Source organism: Pseudomonas sp. SED1 (genome assembly GCF_034044025.1).
Classification (GTDB): Bacteria; Pseudomonadota; Gammaproteobacteria; order Pseudomonadales; family Pseudomonadaceae; genus Aquipseudomonas.
On the sequence record NZ_JAXCIS010000115.1, the window covers coordinates 25965 to 43944 of the forward strand.

Genomic DNA, 17980 nt, shown 5'->3' on the forward strand with positions numbered 1-17980 from the left:
CGCCGCTCTCAGGTTCTTCGCGAGCAAGCTCGCTCCTACAGGGAATCAGGTCAGGCCTAGAAACCGCTTTAGCTCTTCGCGCTTGGCCAGCGCATCCCGCCGTCCCAATTCGATCAACTCGCTGCAATACCCCGCCTCGAACAGCAGGTAACTGAGCACGCCCGCCCCGCTCGTTTTGGTCGCCCCCGGCCCACGCAGAAACAGGCGCAATGCCGCCGGCAACTCCTGACGATGACGTGCCGCGATTTCGTCGATCGGCTGGCTTGGTGCAATCACCAGCACCTCTACCGGTGCCAAACCCTGTATCGCCGCATCGGCAGGCAACACATGGCTGAACTGGTTCAGGCGCTCAAGCAATTCGATGTCGCTTTCCAGACTATCGATGAACGTGCTGTTGAGCATGTGCCCACCGATCTGCGCCAAAGTCGGCTCCTGGCCGGTGAAGGTACGTACCGGGTTCGAAGGGTCGTTGCCGCGCGGGTTGCCACTGACGCCCACCACCAGCACCCGGCTGGCTCCCAGGTGCAACGCAGGGCTGATGGGTGCCGATTGCCGGACGGCACCGTCGCCAAAATATTCCTGGTCGAGTTTGACCGGCGCAAACAGCAACGGAATCGCCGAGCTGGCCAGCAGGTGTTCAACGGTCAGTTGGGTGGGAATGCCGATGCGCCGATGGCGCAGCCAGGCGTCGATGGTGCCGCCGCCCTGATAGAAGGTCACGGCTTGCCCGGACTCGTATCCGAAAGCGGTGACGGCCACTGCATGCAAGTGTTTCTGGCGAATCGCCTCGTTGATGCCTTCCAGGTGCAGTTTGTCACGCAACAAATCCCGCAGCGGCGAACTGTTGAGCAGCGCCACTGGCACTTGCGCACCAATCCCCAGCAGGCTGTGAATAAGGAAACGACTGGCCTGGCTGACCACTCCGGGCCAGTCACTGCGCAGCACCAGATGGCTGCGAAAGCCTTGCCAGAAGGCGGTCAGGCGCTGGATGGCGGCGGTAAAGTCCATGGCGCCGCTGGCCAGGCTCACCGCATTGATCGCCCCGGCCGAGGTGCCGACAATCACCGGAAACGGATTGGCCGCCCCCGGCGGCAACAGCTCGGCAATCGCCGCCAATACCCCCACCTGATAGGCGGCCCGCGCCCCGCCGCCGGAAAGAATCAAGCCTGTGACCGGTTCAGCTGGGCGCATTGCATCACTCCATGGTGCTTGGGGACTTCAGATCAACGACGGCGTTTTTCGTACAGCTTAGGCTCACCCGGTGGCCGGCTCTTGAAGCGGCGGTGGGTCCACAGGTATTGCTCGGGGCATTCGCGCACGGAAGCCTCGACCCACTGGTTGATGCGCAGGCAATCGATCTCGTCGGATTCACCCGGGAAGTCGGTCAGCGGCGGATGGATCACCAGGCGATAACCGCTGCCGTCGGCCAGGCGTTCCTGAGTGAACGGCACTACCAGCGCTTTGCCCAGGCGTGCGAACTTGCTGGTGGCCGTGACGGTGGCGGCCTGAATACCGAACAACGGCACGAAGATACTTTGCTTGGCGCCGTAGTCCTGGTCCGGTGCGTACCAGATCGCACGGCCGGCCCGCAGCAGCTTGAGCATGCCGCGCACGTCTTCACGCTCTACGGCCAGGGAATCAAGGTTGTGCCGCTCGCGGCCACGGCGCTGGACGAAATCGAACAACGGGTTGCCGTGTTCGCGGTACATGCCGTCGATGGTGTGTTTCTGCCCGAGCAAGGCGGCGCCGATTTCCAGGGTGGTGAAATGCAGGGCCATGAGGATCACGCCCTTGCCTTCCAGCTGCGCCTGCTTGAGGTGTTCCAGCCCTTCGACATGGGCCAGGCGCGCGAGCCGCGGCTTGGTCCACCACCAGCTCATGGCCATCTCGAAAAAAGCGATGCCGGTGGAGGCAAAGTTTTCCTTGAGTAAATGTTGACGTTCTTTGGCGGATTTTTCCGGGAAGCACAGTTCCAGGTTTCGCGCGGCAATGCGTCGACGTTCACCGGCCACCCGGTACATTCCCGCACCCAAGGCACGGCCAATCCCCAGTAAAGCCCGGTACGGCAACTGCACAATCAGCCACAGCAAACCGAGCCCCAGCCATAGCAGCCAGAAACGCGGGTGAAAAAATACAGCTCGAAAACGCGGGCGATCCATTAAAGATTCCGGTAAAGACAACGGCCGCGCATTCTACAACGGTTCGACCCGGCTTGCGGCTAGCGGATGTTCTCGTTATAAGTCTCGACACTTTTCGTGACAAGCCGCTTTGCCGACCATGAGCCAAACCGAACCGCTAGACCAAGATCCCGTGTTCCAGTTGAAAGGCAGCATGCTCGCCATTACCGTGCTGGAACTGGCCCGCAATGACCTTGACGCCCTGGACCGCCAGCTCGCCGCCAAGGTCGCCCTGGCGCCGAACTTCTTCAACAATGCGCCGCTGGTGCTGGCCCTGGACAAACTCCCGGCCGGCCAGGGCGCTGTCGACCTGCCCGGGTTGATGCGTGTGTGCCGCCAGCATGGCCTGCGCACCCTGGCGATTCGTGCCAGCCGTATCGAAGACATTGCCGCGGCGATCGCCATTGAACTGCCAGTACTGCCGCCGTCGGGCGCACGTGAGCGTCCGCTTGACCCGTTGGTCGGCGAAGAGAAGAAAAAACCCGAGAAACCACCAGAGCCGACGATCAAGCCTACAAAGATCATCACCTCTCCCGTGCGGGGCGGGCAGCAGATTTACGCCCAGGGTGGCGACCTTGTCGTCATCGCCCCGGTAAGCCCGGGGGCGGAACTTCTTGCCGACGGAAACATCCATGTATACGGCCCCATGCGCGGTCGTGCACTGGCCGGCATAAAGGGTGACACCAAGGCCCGTATTTTTTGCCAGCAGTTGACCGCTGAGCTAGTGTCCATCGCAGGCCAGTACAAGGTTTCGGAAGATTTGCGCCGCGATCCGCTGTGGGGGGCCGGGGTACAAGTCAGCCTGTCGGGCGATGTGTTGAACATCACCCGTCTTTAACGGATACTGCCGCATTTTCCAAGCATCTCTAGACTCTGATAGCACAGCGAAACCGGCAATACTTGTGTAGGAATAATTGAAAGCTGGCGTTTCCCCTACGGAAACCACATCTTTTTCCTACAAAGGCTGTCCGCCTGCAGCGAGTATCAAGAGATGTTTTTCAGGGACTGAAAGTCCTTTTTCCTTAGGGGTGAAACACCTTGGCCAAGATTCTCGTGGTTACATCCGGCAAGGGTGGTGTGGGTAAGACCACCACCAGCGCCGCTATCGGTACCGGCCTCGCTCTGCGCGGCCACAAGACAGTCATCGTCGACTTTGACGTCGGCTTGCGTAACCTCGACCTGATCATGGGCTGTGAACGCCGCGTGGTGTACGACTTCGTCAACGTGGTCAACGGCGAAGCCAACCTGCAGCAGGCCCTGATCAAGGACAAGCGCCTTGAGAACCTGTACGTGCTGGCCGCCAGCCAGACCCGCGACAAAGATGCGTTGACCAAAGAAGGCGTAGGCAAAGTCCTCGCTGAACTGAAGGAAACCTTCGAATACGTAGTGTGCGACTCCCCGGCGGGTATCGAAACCGGCGCTCACCTGGCGATGTACTTCGCCGACGAAGCCATCGTCGTGACCAACCCGGAAGTGTCGTCGGTACGTGACTCGGACCGCATGCTCGGCCTGCTGGCCAGCAAGTCCCAGCGTGCCGAGAAAGGTGAAGATCCGATCAAGGAACACCTGCTGCTGACCCGCTACAACCCTGAGCGCGTCAGCAACGGCGAAATGCTCGGCGTTGAAGACGTCAAGGAAATCCTCGCCGTGACCCTGCTGGGTGTGATCCCGGAATCCCAGGCCGTCCTGAAGGCATCCAACCAAGGCGTGCCGGTGATTCTTGACGACCAGAGCGACGCCGGCCAGGCGTACAGCGATGCCGTTGATCGCTTGCTGGGCAAGACCGTGGAACATCGCTTCCTCGATGTTAAGAAGAAGGGATTCTTCGAGCGTATCTTTGGAGGCAACTAAACAATGAAATTTCTCGACTTCTTTCGCGCCAACAAAAAGCCAAGTACCGCGTCGGTAGCGAAAGAGCGTCTACAGATCATCGTGGCGCACGAACGCGGCCAACGCAGCACTCCGGATTACCTGCCAGCCTTGCAGAAGGAACTGGTGGAGGTGATCCGCAAGTACGTCAATATCGGTAACGATGACGTGCATGTCGCCCTGGAAAATGACGGCAGCTGCTCGATTCTGGAACTCAATATCACCCTGCCTGATCGTTGATCGAAAAGGCGGTCGCCACGGCGGCTCGGTTACTGGGCTTCTGTAGGAGCGAGCTTGCTCGCGAAGGACGTTAACGATAACGCGCTCATACTGAATGGGCGTGTTGTTCTTGAGTTTTTCGCGAGCAAGCTCGCTCCTGCAGGAACTTCGGCAACCCAGCCGCCGTTGGCGTTTGTTACGAGGCTGTTTTAATGCCGTTGTCCAATGTCCACATCCTTCATCAGGACGCCGCTGTCCTGGTGGTGAACAAGCCTACCCTGCTGCTCTCGGTGCCCGGTCGCGCCGAAGACAACAAGGACTGCCTGATCACCCGCCTGCAGGAAAACGGCTACCCCGAAGCCCGCATCGTCCATCGCCTGGACTGGGAAACGTCGGGCATCATCCTGCTGGCCCGCGACGCCGACACCCACCGTGAACTGTCGCGCCAGTTTCATGACCGCGAAACCGAAAAGGCCTACACCGCACTGTGCTGGGGCCAACCGGAACTGGACAGCGGCAGCATCGACTTGCCATTGCGCTACGACCCGCCGACCAAGCCACGGCACGTGGTGGACCACGAGTTCGGCAAGAACGCGCTGACCTTCTGGAAGGTCCTGGAACGTTGCGGCGACTGGTGCCGGGTTGAGCTGACGCCGATTACCGGACGCTCACATCAACTGCGTGTGCACATGCTGTCCATCGGGCATCCGTTGTTGGGCGATGGGTTGTACGCCCATGAGCAGGCCTTGGCGGCCTGGCCGCGCCTGTGCCTGCATGCCAGCATGTTGAGCTTCACCCATCCCCAGAGCGGCGAGCGCTTGCGCTTCGAGTGCCCCGCGCCGTTTTAACCTGCAAACGCAATTAAAATTTGGGAGCGGGCTTGCTCGCGAATGCTGTGTGTCAGTCGCTGAATGAGCTAACTGATACACAGCATTCGCGAGCAAGCCCGCTCCCACATTTGTTCTGTGCACTTATCCCATCGGACGGTAAACTCGCGCCATTGCTGTCTGGAGCTACTTATGCGCGAAGAGTTGAACCAAGGCCTGATCGACTTCCTCAAGGCCTCCCCTACCCCGTTCCATGCCACCGCCGCCCTTGCACAACGCCTGGAAGCCGCCGGTTTCCAGCGTCTTGACGAGCGCGAGACCTGGACCACCGAGGCCAACGGTCGCTACTACGTGACCCGCAACGACTCCTCGATCATCGCCTTCAAGCTCGGCCGCCACTCGCCCCTGCAAGGCGGTATTCGCCTGGTCGGCGCCCACACCGACAGCCCTTGCCTGCGGGTCAAGCCACAGCCGGAACTGCAACGCCAGGGCTTCTGGCAACTGGGTGTGGAAGTGTACGGCGGCGCGCTGCTGGCGCCGTGGTTCGACCGCGATTTGTCCCTGGCCGGCCGCGTGACCTTCCGTCGTGACGGCAAGGTCGAAAGCCAGTTGATCGACTTCAAGCTGCCCATCGCGATCATCCCCAACCTGGCCATTCACCTGAACCGTGAAGCCAACCAGGGTTGGGCAATCAATGCCCAGACCGAGCTGCCGCCGATCCTCGCGCAGTTTGCCGGTGACGAACGTGTGGACTTCCGCGCGGTGCTTACCGAACAGTTGGCCCGTGAACACGGTTTGAACGCCGATGTGGTGCTCGACTATGAGCTGAGCTTCTACGACACCCAGAGCGCCGCGGTGATTGGCCTCAATGGCGACTTTATCGCCGGTGCCCGCCTCGACAACCTGCTGTCGTGCTACGCCGGCCTGCAAGCCCTGCTCACCGCCGAAACCGACGAAACCTGCGTGCTGGTGTGCAACGACCACGAAGAAGTCGGCTCGTGCTCCGCCTGCGGTGCCGACGGCCCGATGCTGGAGCAGACATTGCGTCGCCTACTGCCCGAGGGTGATGAGTTCGTACGCACCATCCAGAAGTCGCTGCTGGTATCTGCCGACAACGCCCACGGCGTGCACCCCAACTACGCCGAGAAGCACGACGCCAACCACGGCCCGAAACTCAATGCCGGCCCGGTGATCAAGGTCAACAGCAACCAGCGCTACGCCACCAACAGCGAAACCGCCGGGTTCTTCCGCCACCTGTGCATGGCTGAAGAAGTGCCGGTGCAGAGCTTTGTGGTTCGCAGCGACATGGGTTGCGGTTCGACCATCGGCCCGATCACTGCCAGCCACCTGGGCGTGCGCACCGTGGATATCGGTTTGCCGACGTTTGCCATGCACTCGATTCGCGAGCTGTGCGGCAGCCACGACCTGGCGCACCTGGTGAAGGTGTTGAGTGCGTTTTACGCGAGTCGTGATTTGCCTTGATCGTCTGACCTCCTGTAGGAGCGAGCTTGCTCGCGAAAATCGCCAACGATAACGTGGGCATCCTGGATGCACGCGGTGTTCTCTGGTTTTTCGCGAGCAAGCTCGCTCCTACAGTGGGGGGATCAGTTCAGGACTTCACTCAACGGTATGAAGTTGACCCGATCACCGATCTCCAGCGTCGTGCCTTCCAGCACCTCTACCAAACCTTCAGCCCACGCCGCACTGCGCAGCACACCCGAGCTCTGGTTGCGGTAGATGATCGCCTTGCCCTGCTCAAGCCGCCCGCGCAGATACTCGCGACGATTCCCCGGCTTGGCCCAGACAAACCCCACCGGCACTTCAATGCGCAACGGCTGCACGTCTTCCACGCCCTGGCGGCGCAACAGGTAAGGCCGTGCCAGCAAGGCAAAGGTCACTAGCGTCGACGCCGGGTTACCCGGCAAACCAATCACCGGTACGCCACGGAAATGCCCGAACGTCAGCGGCTTGCCCGGCTTGATCGCCAGCTTCCACAGCGCCAGCTCGCCCTCTTCCCGCAGCGCAATCCCGAGGAAATCCGCCTCGCCCACCGACACACCGCCGGTGGACAGAATCAAGTCGACCGAGCCCAATGCGCCCAGGCGTTCGCGGGTTTGTTCCAGGTCATCCGGCAGGATCCCGGCGTCCACCACTTCACAGCCCAGACGCTCCAGCCAACTGCACAGCACCCGGCGATTACTGTTGTAGATCTGCCCGGGGCCCAGCGGCAGGCCCGGCTCGATCAACTCGTCGCCGGTGGAGAGTACGGCTACGCGAGCGCGTCGTACTACCTCCAGGCGATCACGACCCAGCGAAGCCGCCAGGCCCAACTCGATCGGGCCAAGACGTGTGCCGGCAGGCAACACCAGTTCGCCGACCGTGGTTTCCTGGCCTTGGGGACGGATGTTTTGATCCACCTGCAACGCTTCGGTGAAGCCCACCCGCTGATCGGGGTGGACCACGGCGTTTTCCTGCATCTCAACGCAGTCCGCGCCTTCCGGAACCGGGGCGCCGGTGAAGATTCGCGCACAGGTGCCTGCGGCCAAAGGCTCCGGTGCCGTGCCTGCAAAAATGCGCTGGCTGACCACCAACGGCTCGCCGGTCCAGTCCGCCAGGCGCAGGGCGTAACCGTCCATGGCGCTGTTGGGCCAGGGCGGCAAGTCCAGGGTCGAGATCAGCGCCTGCGCCAGCACGCGACCATCACACTCCGCCAGCGGCAACGTTTCCTGCTCACGAATCGGCGCTGCCTCGGCCATTGCCAGCAGTTGTTCGAGGGCGTCTTCAACCGGCATCAACGCACCGGTCTTGCCAGGCTTACCCACGGGATTCACAGGGCTCGGCCTGCTTCAAATGCGCGACGAAGTTGCACGGGCGGTGACGGTTATCCAGTTGCTCGGCGAGAATCCCGTCCCAACCGGTGCGCACCGCGTTGGTGGAGCCCGGCAGGCAGCACACCAGGGTGCCATTGGCCAGGCCGGCCAGGGCACGGGACTGCACGGTGGAAGTGCCGATATCGGCCACGGAAATTTGCCGGAACAGTTCGCCGAAACCGTCCACCTGTTTATCCAACAGGCAGCTCACTGCTTCCGGGGTGCTGTCGCGGCCGGTAAAGCCGGTGCCGCCGGTGATCAACACCACTTGCACCACGTCTTCGGCAATCCAGTGCGCCACTTGCGCACGGATTTTGTACAGATCATCTTTAAGCAGAACACGCTCGGCCAGCAGATGGCCGGCGGCGGTCAGGCGGTCGACGAAGACCTGGCCCGACGTGTCGGTTTCCAGGGTGCGGGTGTCACTGACCGTCAATACAGCGATATTCAGGGGTACAAAGGGCGCATCAGCCTTGGCTTTCATGGCTCGGTCCGGTTGTCGAAGGAACAGCCCGATGTTATATCACAGCCCCCCGTTTCACTGCCCGCAGGAGCCGCCATGCCAAGCCATTCTTCCCCTCTGCCCTGCTCCGTGCTGTTGCTGGCCGGCGGCCGTGGCCAGCGCATGGGCGGCCTCGACAAGGGCCTGCTCGACTGGCACGGTCAGCCGTTGATTGCGCACCTGCATCGTCTGGTGCGGCCTTTGACCGACGACCTGATCATCTCCTGCAATCGCAACCAGCCGCAGTACGCGACCTACGCCGATCAATTGGTCGGCGATGACAGCCCGGATTTTCCCGGGCCACTGGCCGGCATCCGCGCAGGACTTGCGGTGGCGCAGCATGCGCATCTGCTGGTGCTGCCGTGTGATGTGCCGCAGATCGACACGCGATTGCTCGCGGACCTGCGCAGCACGGCGCAGCAAAATCCGTTGTTGCCGGTGATGGTGCGCCACGGCGATTTCTGGGAGCCACTGCTCTGCGTCGTACCGACGCGGCTGCGCGAGCGGTTCGATGAGGCTTGGGCCGCCGGCGAGCGCAGCCCGCGCCGGATCATGCAGGCGCTGGGGGCCCTGGCCCTGGATTGCCCCGCCGACGACCCACGCCTGGCCAACCTCAATACACCGGAGTTGTTGCACCGCCCGCCCAGCGTGTCAGAATGAGCGTCGAACAAGGAACTTTGCCGACGTTACACACGTCACAAGGTCAGTACTCAACAAAGCATTCTCTCGGAGACAAACTCATGACTCAACGGACCATCGCCGCTCTCATGCTTGCACTGGGCCTCGCTACCCTTGCCGGTTGCGCCTCGCCTACAGTGATCACCCTGAATGACGGTCGCGAAATCCAGGCCGTCGACACTCCTAGTTTCGACAAGTCCACCGGTTTCTATGAATTTCAGCAACTGGATGGTAAGCAAACCCGGATCAACAAGGATCAGGTTCGCACCGTTAAAGACCTGTAAGTCTTAACGCCAGATACAAAAAAGCCCGCGTAATGCGGGCTTTCTCGTTCCTGGGGGTTTACCAGTCCAGGCTGATCTCGCTGCGAAAGTTACGCTCCAGACCGGTAACCGGGTCGATGAAACGCACGCCTTGGGCCAGCAGCTTGAGTGGGTTGGCGTAATCGTCCTCGGCATCCTTGATGACATCGGGGTAGAACGGGTCGTTACAGATACTCGCGCCCAACGCCGTCATGTGCACCCGCAACTGATGCTTTTTGCCGGTCACCGGAAACAGGCCGTAGCGCCATAGGTCGCCGTTCTTTTCCCGCACCTCGACGGCCGTCTCGGTATTGCTCGCGCCCTCGCCTTCCTGCATGCGAAAGAACGGCTCACCATCCACCAGCCGGCTTTTGTGCACCAGCGGAAAGATCAGCCCAGGTAATGCCGGAGCAATGGCTTCGTAGAACTTGTCGATCTTGCGCGTGGGAAACAGCTGCTGATACGCCGAGCGCGTCTGCGGGTTTGCGGAAAACAGCACCAGCCCCGCAGTATGCCGATCGATACGATGCAGCGGCACCAGGGCCGGGTTGTCCAGGCGACGAATCAAGCGCCGCAACAGCGTCTGCTCGACATACTCGCCGGCGGGCGTTACCGGCAGGAAGTGCGGCTTGTCAGCCACCACCAGGTGTTCATCGGCGTACAGGATCGTCTCCTGCACGGGGATCACTTTCTCGTTCGGCACTTCGCGGAAGTAGTAGATGCACAGGCCTTCGCGGTAGGCCAGGTCCTGAGGGATAGGTGTGCCGTGGATGTCCAGCACCCGGCCCCGGGCGATGCGGTCCAGCCATTGTTCACGGCTGATGGCCTGGAAGTGCTCGCACAGACACTCCAGCACGGTGGCCCAGGCGCCCGGCGGCAGGTACAAGGTGCTGGCTTGATGCTGGGCAGCGGAAAAAACGGACATGGGCAGGCTCAAAACGTGGACATACAGGCGGGCATTATCCCGCATGCGGCCGGATCAGGCCCAGCACAGATTCAAGCCTTGGCCAATTCTGCGCGCAGCACCGGCGACGCACTGGCTGCCTCGGTGAATTCCTTGAGCCAGCGCAGCACATCCACCGCTTCCCAGCGGCCCGGGTCATAAAGCGCATACAGCAAGCCCTGATAGCCCACCACATCCAACTGCTTGTGATAACCGGCCCGCTGGAACAGCGCCTCGATCTCGGCAAAGCAGGTATTGAAGTGCACTTTGTTAAAGGGCGTCTTGCCTTCCGTGACCAGGCCATCGAGGCGCAGCTCGTTCACCGCGTCGCGCACGACGTCGGCGGACATGCGATTGACGCTGCTTTTCAGTTGTTCAACATTCACCACGGGCGTTCCCTCTCATTCAATCGCTGTACAAACATACAGTAACTGAATAATCGGGAACTCGCCATCGCAGAGTGCTAGAGGAGAAAGCTCACCACCTGCGCTTCATCGAACGGCCAATCCAGCTCCGCGCCCGTATCCACCCGGCGCAGCACCGGAATCCGCAGGCCGTAGGCTTCGAACAAGGCCTCGGAATCGGCGATATCCACCAACTCCACCAACAGACCGTGTTCGACCAACGGCATGATTTCGGCTTCGGCAAACTCGCAAAGATGGCAACCCAGGGTGCCGAATAACTGACATTCAGGAAGCATGGCAAAGGATCCGAGAAGAATCAGGCGACTATTCTAACAGCGTCGGGGCATGGCAAAAGCCTGACCCAGATCAGGATGGCCTATAACTGATTCAACGAGGCTCACGACTTTTTTCCCTCAATCCTGACTGACCGCCCCAATCTTGTGGATCGACAGATCCGCACCGTAATACTCTTCCTCCTGACTCAGGCGCAGGCCGCTCACACGCTTGATCACGCCGTACACCAGGAAGCCGCCGGCCAGCGCCACGACCACGCCCAGCGCGGTGCCGATCAACTGGCTGATCAGGCTCACGCCGCCCAGACCACCCAGGGCGGTCTGGCCGAAGATCCCGCAGGCAATCCCGCCCCACACACCGCACAGCCCGTGCAGCGGCCACACACCCAGCACATCGTCGATCTTCCAGCGATCCTGGGCCGCGATGAAGAACCAGACGAACAAGCCGCCCGCCACCGCGCCTGTCACCAGGGCGCCCACCGGGTGCATCAGGTCGGAGCCAGCACAGATCGCGACCAACCCGGCCAGCGGACCGTTGTGCAAGAAGCCTGGGTCGTTACGACCGATCACCAATGCCGCCACGGTGCCACCGACCATCGCCATCAACGAGTTGACCGCCACCAGCCCGCTGACCCCGGACAGGGTTTGAGCACTCATGACGTTGAAGCCGAACCAGCCGACGATCAAGATCCACGAGCCCAACGCGAGGAATGGAATGCTCGACGGCGCGAATGCCACCAGGCGCCCTTCCCGATAACGTCCCTGGCGCGGGCCGAGCAGCAACACGGCCGCCAGTGCCAGCCAACCGCCCATGGCGTGCACCACGACGCTGCCGGCAAAGTCATGGAAGCTCGCGCCGAAGCTGGCCAGCAACCAGGCTTGCAGTCCGTAATTGCCATTCCACACCATGCCTTCGAAAAACGGGTAGATGAAGGCTACGATCAACGCGGTGGCACACAGTTGCGGCGCAAAACGTGCGCGCTCGGCAATCCCCCCGGAGATGATCGCCGGGATCGCTGCCGCAAAGGTCAGCAGGAAGAAGAATTTCACCAGGCCGTAACCGTGGTCGGCGCTGATCACCGCCGCCGGTTGCATGAAGGTCACGCCGTAGGAGATCCAATAGCCTATAAAGAAATAGGCCAGTGTGGAGATGGCGAAGTCACTGAGGATTTTCGACAGGGCATTGACCTGGTTCTTCTGGCGCACGGTACCGACTTCCAGGAAGGCAAAGCCGGCGTGCATGGCCAGGACCATGACCGCACCAATCAGAATGAACAGCGTGTTGGAACTGTGGACGAGGGTGTCCACCGCGCTTTGCAAATTTTCCATGGAGGATGGCAGGCCTGCACATGCAGGAAAAAGCACCAAAGCAGTTCATGACCTTCATGACGCGCACTAAATTGGCCCTGACGGTTCGACCTTCTTTTGAGGCCGTGAACCGGTTTAGCGCAGCGATCATTGAGAAAGGCAAAATCCGACAGGGTTTTTCCGCGAGTTTTAGTTATTTAGGGTAAGGTTTTTCAGGGTTTGAGCCCCAACCGCCCGGATTCAGCGCAAGGCCCCAGGCCTGCGCACCAAGGCAAAGCAAAAGCTGTACCAGACAATTGCAGTGAACCTTCACCGATGCCGGTGACTCGAAACCAAAAGTAAACAGACCAGCTACTCACGGAGATAACCATGGCCAGAAAAACGGCAAAGACTGCTCAAGAAATACTGATGGCGGATTTTCAAACCCTGGTCAGCGATACCGAGAAGCTGCTGGACGACACGGCGATTCTGGCCGGTGACCAGGCTGACGAGCTGCGCAGCAAGATTCACGACAGCCTGCTCAAGGCCCGTGAAACCCTGCAACTGACCGAAGACTCCCTGCGCGAACGCGGGCAGGCGGCGGTCACGGCCACTGAGGATTATGTCCAGGCCAACCCATGGCAGTCCGTCGGCATTGCAGCCGGCGTGGGCTTTTTGATCGGCCTGCTGGCTACAAGGCGCTAATCATGTCTATCGGCGAATCCGGCTCGTCCACGGGCCCAAGTTCTACTTCACGGCGCCTGGGAGCGGCTGTCCTGGGTTTGCTGCACAGCCACGTCGAGCTGTTTGGCATCGAGTTGCAGGAGCAGAAAGCCCGCACCGTCAGCCTGTTGCTGTTCGCCGGCCTGGCGCTGGTGTTTGCCTTGCTGCTGCTGGTGGGTTTGTCGGCGCTGGTGATGATTCTGGTGTGGGATACCTACCGCCTGACCGGGATCATCAGCTTGTGTGTGTTCTACATACTGGCCGCAGCATTCTGCGGGTTGCGCCTGAAGGCGGCGGTGTTCGATGAGTCCACGCCGTTCCATGCCACCCTCGAAGAGCTGGCCAACGACCGGGAGCGCCTGCTGCCATGAGCATGACTGAATTGCCGCAAAACACTTCCCGGCGAGAGATGCGCAAGGCGTTGATCCGCCTGCGCATGGAAATGCACCGCCAGGAAATTCGTCACGAGTCCCAGCAACTGATGCTGCCGCTGCAAAAGGTCCGCAACATGGGCCAGAGCTGGCAGGACGGTTTTGGCATCAAGCACGCGCCGCTGTGGGGCGTGGGAGTGGTGACACTGTTGGGCTTTCTCACCGGTAAAGGCGCCAAGGGCGGCGGAATCGGCACCATGACCCGCCTGGTGCGGCTTGGCGCCGGTCTGATCCCGTTGATCAAATTGGCCATGCAGGGTGCTTCGCGCAAAAGTTAAGCCGCGCTGGCTGCATTCTTGCAAACAGATCAGGCCCGGCCCTCACCCTCGAGGGCCGGGCCTTTTTTATTCCGGTCTTTTAAGGAGGCCCTGTGATCGACGGGCAACCGCTCGCCTGCTTCCAGCCATTCATCGACACCGCTACCGGCCGCATCGCCGGCGTAGAAGCCTTGGGGCGACTGCGCCAGGCGAACGGTGAACTGCGCTCGGTGGGTCCGTTGTTTGCCGACCCGCGTACGCCCTCCGTGGCCTTGCGCCGCCTGGACCGACAGATCCGCGACAATGCCCTGAGCCGTCTGCATGAAGCCCCGCAAGAGTGGTTCCTCAGCCTGAACATCTCGCCACGCTGGATTACCCGGCTGCGCCCGGGGCAGGCCTTGCCGAGCCTGAAGCAATTGCAGGTGCATAACGTCGACCCGCGCCGTATCGTCTTCGAGATCACGGAACTGGGCGGTGATATCCAGCGCCTGGCCGAAGTGGTCGAGCGCTACCGCGAAGCCGGGGCGCGGATTGCCATTGATGATTTCGGCGCTGGCTATTCGCAACTGGACCGGGTGCTGGCCCTGCAACCGGACATTCTCAAGCTCGACATGCGCCTGTTCCAGGCTGCTGCCCGGGGTGGCCCCAGCGGGGACGTGGTGCGGGCGCTGGCACAAATGGCGGAAAAAACCGGCTGCTGGATCATTGCCGAGGGCGTCGAAACCGAGACCCAGCTCAATTTCGCCCTGGAATGTGGTGCGCGTTATGTCCAGGGCTACCTGTTCGCCCAGGCCCAGCTGGACTGGTTCGACACCGACGCGTTCGTGCCGCACTTCGCCCAACTGCGCACCGGTTACGTCCAACAGAAGCTGGCCGAACGTGGCCGGATTATGCAGCTGCGCCAGCAACTGGCGCAGCTGATGCAGATCCTGCAAACCTGGGCCCACACCCATGCACCGCTGAGCCAACTGCCGCAATTGCCGGCGTTTCCCTGGCTGCTGCGTTTTTACCAGTGCGACCGGCATGGCACGCAACTGACGCCCAATTTCGAATGGCACCAGGGCGCCTGGCAAGCCGACAGCCGCTACCTGGGCCACAACTGGTCATGGCGTCCGTATTTTTATCATCTGCTGGCCGAAGGTTGGGAGGAGCGGCGGCTGACCCTGTCCTCAACCTATCGCGATGCCACCACCAACCAGTACTGCCTGACTGCCGGACAATTCTTTGATAATGGTCAGCGCCTGCTGCTAATCGATATCGACGCCGCCGGCCTGTAGTTTTTCGCTTGCGAAGGCCCGGCTGAACCGGGAAGCTGGGAGGCGTCATTCACCGCACGGAGATTACCCGCCTTGGATTGGCCCACCCTGCTTACCCGCGAACGCCTTGGAAAACCGCTGCACAGCCCGGAAGAACTGGGGCGCAGCCCGTTTCACAAAGACCATGATCGCATCATCTTTTCCGGCGCGTTTCGCCGACTGGGCCGCAAGACCCAAGTGCATCCGGTGACCAGCAACGATCACATCCATACGCGGCTGACCCATTCCCTGGAAGTCAGCTGCGTGGGACGGTCCCTGGGCATGCGCGTGGGCGAGACGATCCGCAGCGCCCTGCCCGACTGGTGTGACCCGAGCGACCTGGGCATGGTGGTGCAATCGGCCTGCCTGGCCCACGACATCGGTAATCCGCCGTTTGGTCATTCCGGTGAAGACGCGATCCGGCACTGGTTCCAGCAGGCTTCCGGGCGTGGCTGGCTGGATGACATGACCAGCGCCGAGCGCAATGACTTCCTCAATTTCGAAGGCAATGCCCAGGGCTTCCGGGTACTCACGCAGCTGGAATACCACCAGTTTGACGGCGGTACCCGGTTGACTTACGCCACCTTGGGCACCTACCTGAAATACCCCTGGACCGCCCGCCACGCCGACTCGCTGGGCTACAAGAAACACAAGTTCGGCTGCTACCAGAGCGAGCTGCCGATTCTCGAGCAGATCGCCCAGAAGCTCGGCTTGCCGCAACTGGAAGAACAGCGCTGGGCGCGACATCCATTGGTGTACCTGATGGAGGCCGCCGACGATATCTGCTACGCGTTGATCGACCTCGAAGACGGGCTGGAAATGGAGCTGCTGGAATACGCCGAGGTCGAGTCACTGCTGCTGGACCTGGTGGGCGACGATTTACCGCAAACCTACCGGCAACTCGGCCCGCTGGATTCCCGGCGACGCAAGCTGGCGATCCTGCGGGGCAAGGCCATCGAGCACCTGACCAACGCCGCTGCCCGGGCGTTCGTCGAACAACAGGAAGCGTTGCTGGCCGGTACCCTGCCGGGGGACCTGGTGGAACATATGCACGGCCCCGCCAAGCGTTGCGTACTGGATGCCAAGGACATGGCGCGCAAGAAGATCTTCCAGGACAAGCGCAAGACCCTGCATGAAATCGGCGCCTACACCACCCTCGAAATCCTCTTGAATGCCTTCTGCGGCGCGGCCCTGGAACAACATGGTGGTCGCACCCCGTCGTTCAAGAACCGGCGCATCCTCGACCTGCTGGGCAACAGCGCCCCCGACCCGTCGTGGTCATTGCACGCTTCGTTCCTGCGCATGATCGACTTCATCGCCGGCATGACCGACAGCTACGCCAGCGAGATGGCCCGCGAGATGACCGGGCGCTCCAGTCCGCAATAAACCAGCGCCCTGGCTTATGGCCAGGGCCACTTTTTCACAGAATCGCCCTACGCACGGAACAGAGCGGCCTGATCGAACTTCCTCCCCGCCGCGATGAATAATCGCGCGCCATGACCGCAGTGTTTCGACACACTCCTGCGCCCCATAACTGGCGAGCCATTAACGTCTTACTACGTGCCCTGGCGGAGCGTCTCCCGGGCGCTTGGTCACTTCATGGAAAACCCCATGCACGAACAACTTCAAATCCTCTTGGTGGAGGATCACCCCTTTCAGTTGCTGGCCACCCAATGCCTGCTACGCAACTATGGCTACCACGACCTGACCCTGGCTGAAAATGCAGAGCAGGCAATGCGGCTGATGACACAAACCGCCGTACCATTCGATATTCTGTTGTGTGATCAATGCCTCCCGGACCTGCCTGGGCTGGAGTTGATTGAAATCGCCAACCGCAGGGGCTTTATAAAATCCGCGATATTGCTCAGCGGCCTGCCCGTGAACGAACTGGAAATCCTCAAGGCCCAGGCATTCCAACGCAACTTTCCGCTGCTTGGCTACTTGTCGAAGCCTTTGAACCACGTTGAACTGAGCGAGCTCATACGCCAATCACCCCTTCCCCCGCACAACAAGAAAGTAGGAAGTTAAACGCCCGCCCCGTATGAAAATCCCTCGCTGTAAAACAGCTTGCCCGCTGCCACTTATTTTTAAACTCTACCCACGCAAATTTCTTACACCCAAACAACAAACACCTCACAGGGCGTAATCCCTTGCTTTTTTTATTGTAGGAATGTTCTTGTTTTACGTTTGTTCCACATCGAGTTCATCCTCCTTCATTGCCATGTGAGCTAATGTGCCGACTTTATTTGCGCTTGCATGGAATTTGATCATGAACTCAGTTTTTATTATCGACGACCACCCCGTTATCCGACTTGCCATTCGAATGTTGTTAGAACACGAAGGCTATAAAGTAGTTGGAGAAGCAGATAATGGTTGTGATGCGATACAAATGGTCAAGGAGTGCCAGCCGGACCTGATCATCCTTGATATCGGAATTCCAAAACTCGACGGCCTGGAAGTGCTTTGCCGGTTCAACGCAATGAGTACACCGACCAAGACATTGATCCTCACCGCCCAGACGCCAAAACTCTTTGCCACACGGTGCATGCGTTCCGGTGCCGATGGTTATGTGTGCAAGGAAGGTGACTTGAGCGAACTGCTCAGTGCTATCAGGGCAGTCCTGTCAGGTTACAACTATTTTCCGAGCCAGGCCCTCAACGGCAACACTAATGAAACAGAGTGCAACGAAGAGCTTGAATTGTTCAAAGTGGTCAATGATCGCGAACTCATGGTATTGCAATTATTTGCACAAGGCCGGACAAACAAGGAAATAGCCAAAGGCATGTTTCTCAGCAACAAGACTGTCAGCACCTACAAAAAAAGGCTCATGCAAAAACTAAAAGCCAAATCCTTGGTAGAACTTATCGAGATGGCAAAACGTAACGCGCTAGTGTGAGAAATCG

At 60.4% G+C, this 17980-nt stretch carries 22 protein-coding genes; 14 read left to right on the forward strand and 8 right to left on the reverse strand.

Annotated elements, in window-relative coordinates:
- Positions 1-45: 45 nt before the first annotated feature.
- Both SNL23_RS14780 and SNL23_RS14785 read right to left on the reverse strand, forming a co-directional pair.
- Positions 46-1191 carry a patatin-like phospholipase family protein gene (locus SNL23_RS14780; RefSeq protein WP_076017377.1) on the reverse strand — a complete coding sequence of 382 codons (1146 nt, stop codon included), beginning with the start codon at positions 1189-1191 and terminating at the stop codon, positions 46-48.
- 32 nt (positions 1192-1223) lie between these two features.
- A complete protein-coding gene (locus SNL23_RS14785; RefSeq protein WP_076017376.1) occupies positions 1224-2159 on the reverse strand; it encodes a lipid A biosynthesis lauroyl acyltransferase in 936 nt (311 codons plus the stop codon).
- A gap of 118 nt (positions 2160-2277) precedes the next feature.
- Between SNL23_RS14785 and minC the strand changes: the two genes are divergently transcribed.
- From minC to SNL23_RS14810, 5 genes are all read left to right on the forward strand, one after another.
- Positions 2278-3015: a septum site-determining protein MinC gene (minC, locus tag SNL23_RS14790; RefSeq protein ID WP_076017375.1), complete on the forward strand. Its 738-nt coding sequence runs from the start codon at positions 2278-2280 to the stop codon at positions 3013-3015.
- 200 nt (positions 3016-3215) lie between these two features.
- Positions 3216-4028, forward strand: a complete 813-nt coding sequence (gene minD, locus SNL23_RS14795; protein ID WP_003209098.1) for a septum site-determining protein MinD — start codon at positions 3216-3218, stop codon at positions 4026-4028.
- Between the two features lie 3 nt (positions 4029-4031).
- Positions 4032-4286 (forward strand): cell division topological specificity factor MinE, encoded by a 255-nt coding sequence (gene minE / locus SNL23_RS14800; protein ID WP_003175252.1) that lies wholly within the window; start codon positions 4032-4034, stop codon positions 4284-4286.
- A 191-nt stretch (positions 4287-4477) separates the two neighbouring features.
- The gene (locus SNL23_RS14805; RefSeq protein ID WP_063032017.1) at positions 4478-5113 is read left to right on the forward strand and encodes an RluA family pseudouridine synthase; all 636 of its coding nucleotides are present in this window, start codon (positions 4478-4480) and stop codon (positions 5111-5113) included.
- Positions 5114-5284: 171 nt separating this feature from the next.
- Entirely contained in the window at positions 5285-6574 is a 1290-nt protein-coding gene (locus SNL23_RS14810; protein WP_003209095.1) for a M18 family aminopeptidase, read from the forward strand.
- Between the two features lie 122 nt (positions 6575-6696).
- On the opposite strand, the gene SNL23_RS14815 is transcribed toward SNL23_RS14810, so the two are convergent.
- Positions 6697-7923, reverse strand: coding sequence for a molybdopterin molybdotransferase MoeA (locus SNL23_RS14815; RefSeq protein ID WP_318302583.1), 1227 nt, complete (start codon positions 7921-7923; stop codon positions 6697-6699).
- The gene (moaB, locus tag SNL23_RS14820; protein ID WP_076017373.1) at positions 7907-8446 is read right to left on the reverse strand and encodes a molybdenum cofactor biosynthesis protein B; all 540 of its coding nucleotides are present in this window, start codon (positions 8444-8446) and stop codon (positions 7907-7909) included. Before moaB ends, SNL23_RS14815 begins: the two co-directional genes overlap by 17 nt.
- A gap of 75 nt (positions 8447-8521) precedes the next feature.
- Here moaB and mobA point away from each other — a divergent pair, with 75 nt between their 5' ends.
- Complete coding sequence (mobA, locus tag SNL23_RS14825; RefSeq protein WP_076017372.1) at positions 8522-9124, forward strand: molybdenum cofactor guanylyltransferase MobA; 603 nt, start codon at positions 8522-8524, stop codon at positions 9122-9124.
- A gap of 80 nt (positions 9125-9204) precedes the next feature.
- Positions 9205-9426: a YgdI/YgdR family lipoprotein gene (locus SNL23_RS14830; protein ID WP_076017371.1), complete on the forward strand. Its 222-nt coding sequence runs from the start codon at positions 9205-9207 to the stop codon at positions 9424-9426.
- 58 nt (positions 9427-9484) lie between these two features.
- Here SNL23_RS14830 and SNL23_RS14835 read toward each other — a convergent pair whose 3' ends face one another.
- From SNL23_RS14835 to SNL23_RS14850, 4 genes are all read right to left on the reverse strand, one after another.
- On the reverse strand, positions 9485-10375 hold the full coding sequence (locus tag SNL23_RS14835) for a pseudouridine synthase (protein WP_318302593.1): 891 nt from the start codon (positions 10373-10375) through the stop codon (positions 9485-9487).
- A 65-nt stretch (positions 10376-10440) separates the two neighbouring features.
- Complete coding sequence (locus SNL23_RS14840) at positions 10441-10776, reverse strand: hypothetical protein (RefSeq protein ID WP_003209087.1); 336 nt, start codon at positions 10774-10776, stop codon at positions 10441-10443.
- Positions 10777-10850: 74 nt separating this feature from the next.
- Positions 10851-11087: a glutaredoxin family protein gene (locus SNL23_RS14845; protein ID WP_026078284.1), complete on the reverse strand. Its 237-nt coding sequence runs from the start codon at positions 11085-11087 to the stop codon at positions 10851-10853.
- A 117-nt stretch (positions 11088-11204) separates the two neighbouring features.
- Positions 11205-12413: an ammonium transporter gene (locus tag SNL23_RS14850; protein ID WP_076017369.1), complete on the reverse strand. Its 1209-nt coding sequence runs from the start codon at positions 12411-12413 to the stop codon at positions 11205-11207.
- A gap of 348 nt (positions 12414-12761) precedes the next feature.
- Between SNL23_RS14850 and SNL23_RS14855 the strand changes: the two genes are divergently transcribed.
- From SNL23_RS14855 to SNL23_RS14885, 7 genes are all read left to right on the forward strand, one after another.
- Complete coding sequence (locus tag SNL23_RS14855) at positions 12762-13076, forward strand: DUF883 family protein (RefSeq protein WP_026078283.1); 315 nt, start codon at positions 12762-12764, stop codon at positions 13074-13076.
- Positions 13077-13078: 2 nt separating this feature from the next.
- Entirely contained in the window at positions 13079-13465 is a 387-nt protein-coding gene (locus SNL23_RS14860; RefSeq protein WP_003209078.1) for a phage holin family protein, read from the forward strand.
- Positions 13462-13803: a hypothetical protein gene (locus SNL23_RS14865; RefSeq protein WP_008432159.1), complete on the forward strand. Its 342-nt coding sequence runs from the start codon at positions 13462-13464 to the stop codon at positions 13801-13803. Before SNL23_RS14860 ends, SNL23_RS14865 begins: the two co-directional genes overlap by 4 nt.
- Before the next feature lie 92 nt (positions 13804-13895).
- Complete coding sequence (locus SNL23_RS14870) at positions 13896-15059, forward strand: EAL domain-containing protein (RefSeq protein WP_318302584.1); 1164 nt, start codon at positions 13896-13898, stop codon at positions 15057-15059.
- Positions 15060-15131: 72 nt separating this feature from the next.
- A complete protein-coding gene (locus SNL23_RS14875; RefSeq protein ID WP_167662544.1) occupies positions 15132-16463 on the forward strand; it encodes a deoxyguanosinetriphosphate triphosphohydrolase in 1332 nt (443 codons plus the stop codon).
- A gap of 225 nt (positions 16464-16688) precedes the next feature.
- Positions 16689-17105, forward strand: coding sequence for a response regulator (locus SNL23_RS14880; protein WP_318302585.1), 417 nt, complete (start codon positions 16689-16691; stop codon positions 17103-17105).
- A gap of 241 nt (positions 17106-17346) precedes the next feature.
- Positions 17347-17973, forward strand: coding sequence for a response regulator transcription factor (locus SNL23_RS14885; protein ID WP_318302586.1), 627 nt, complete (start codon positions 17347-17349; stop codon positions 17971-17973).
- The last annotated feature ends 7 nt before the right edge of the window (positions 17974-17980 follow it).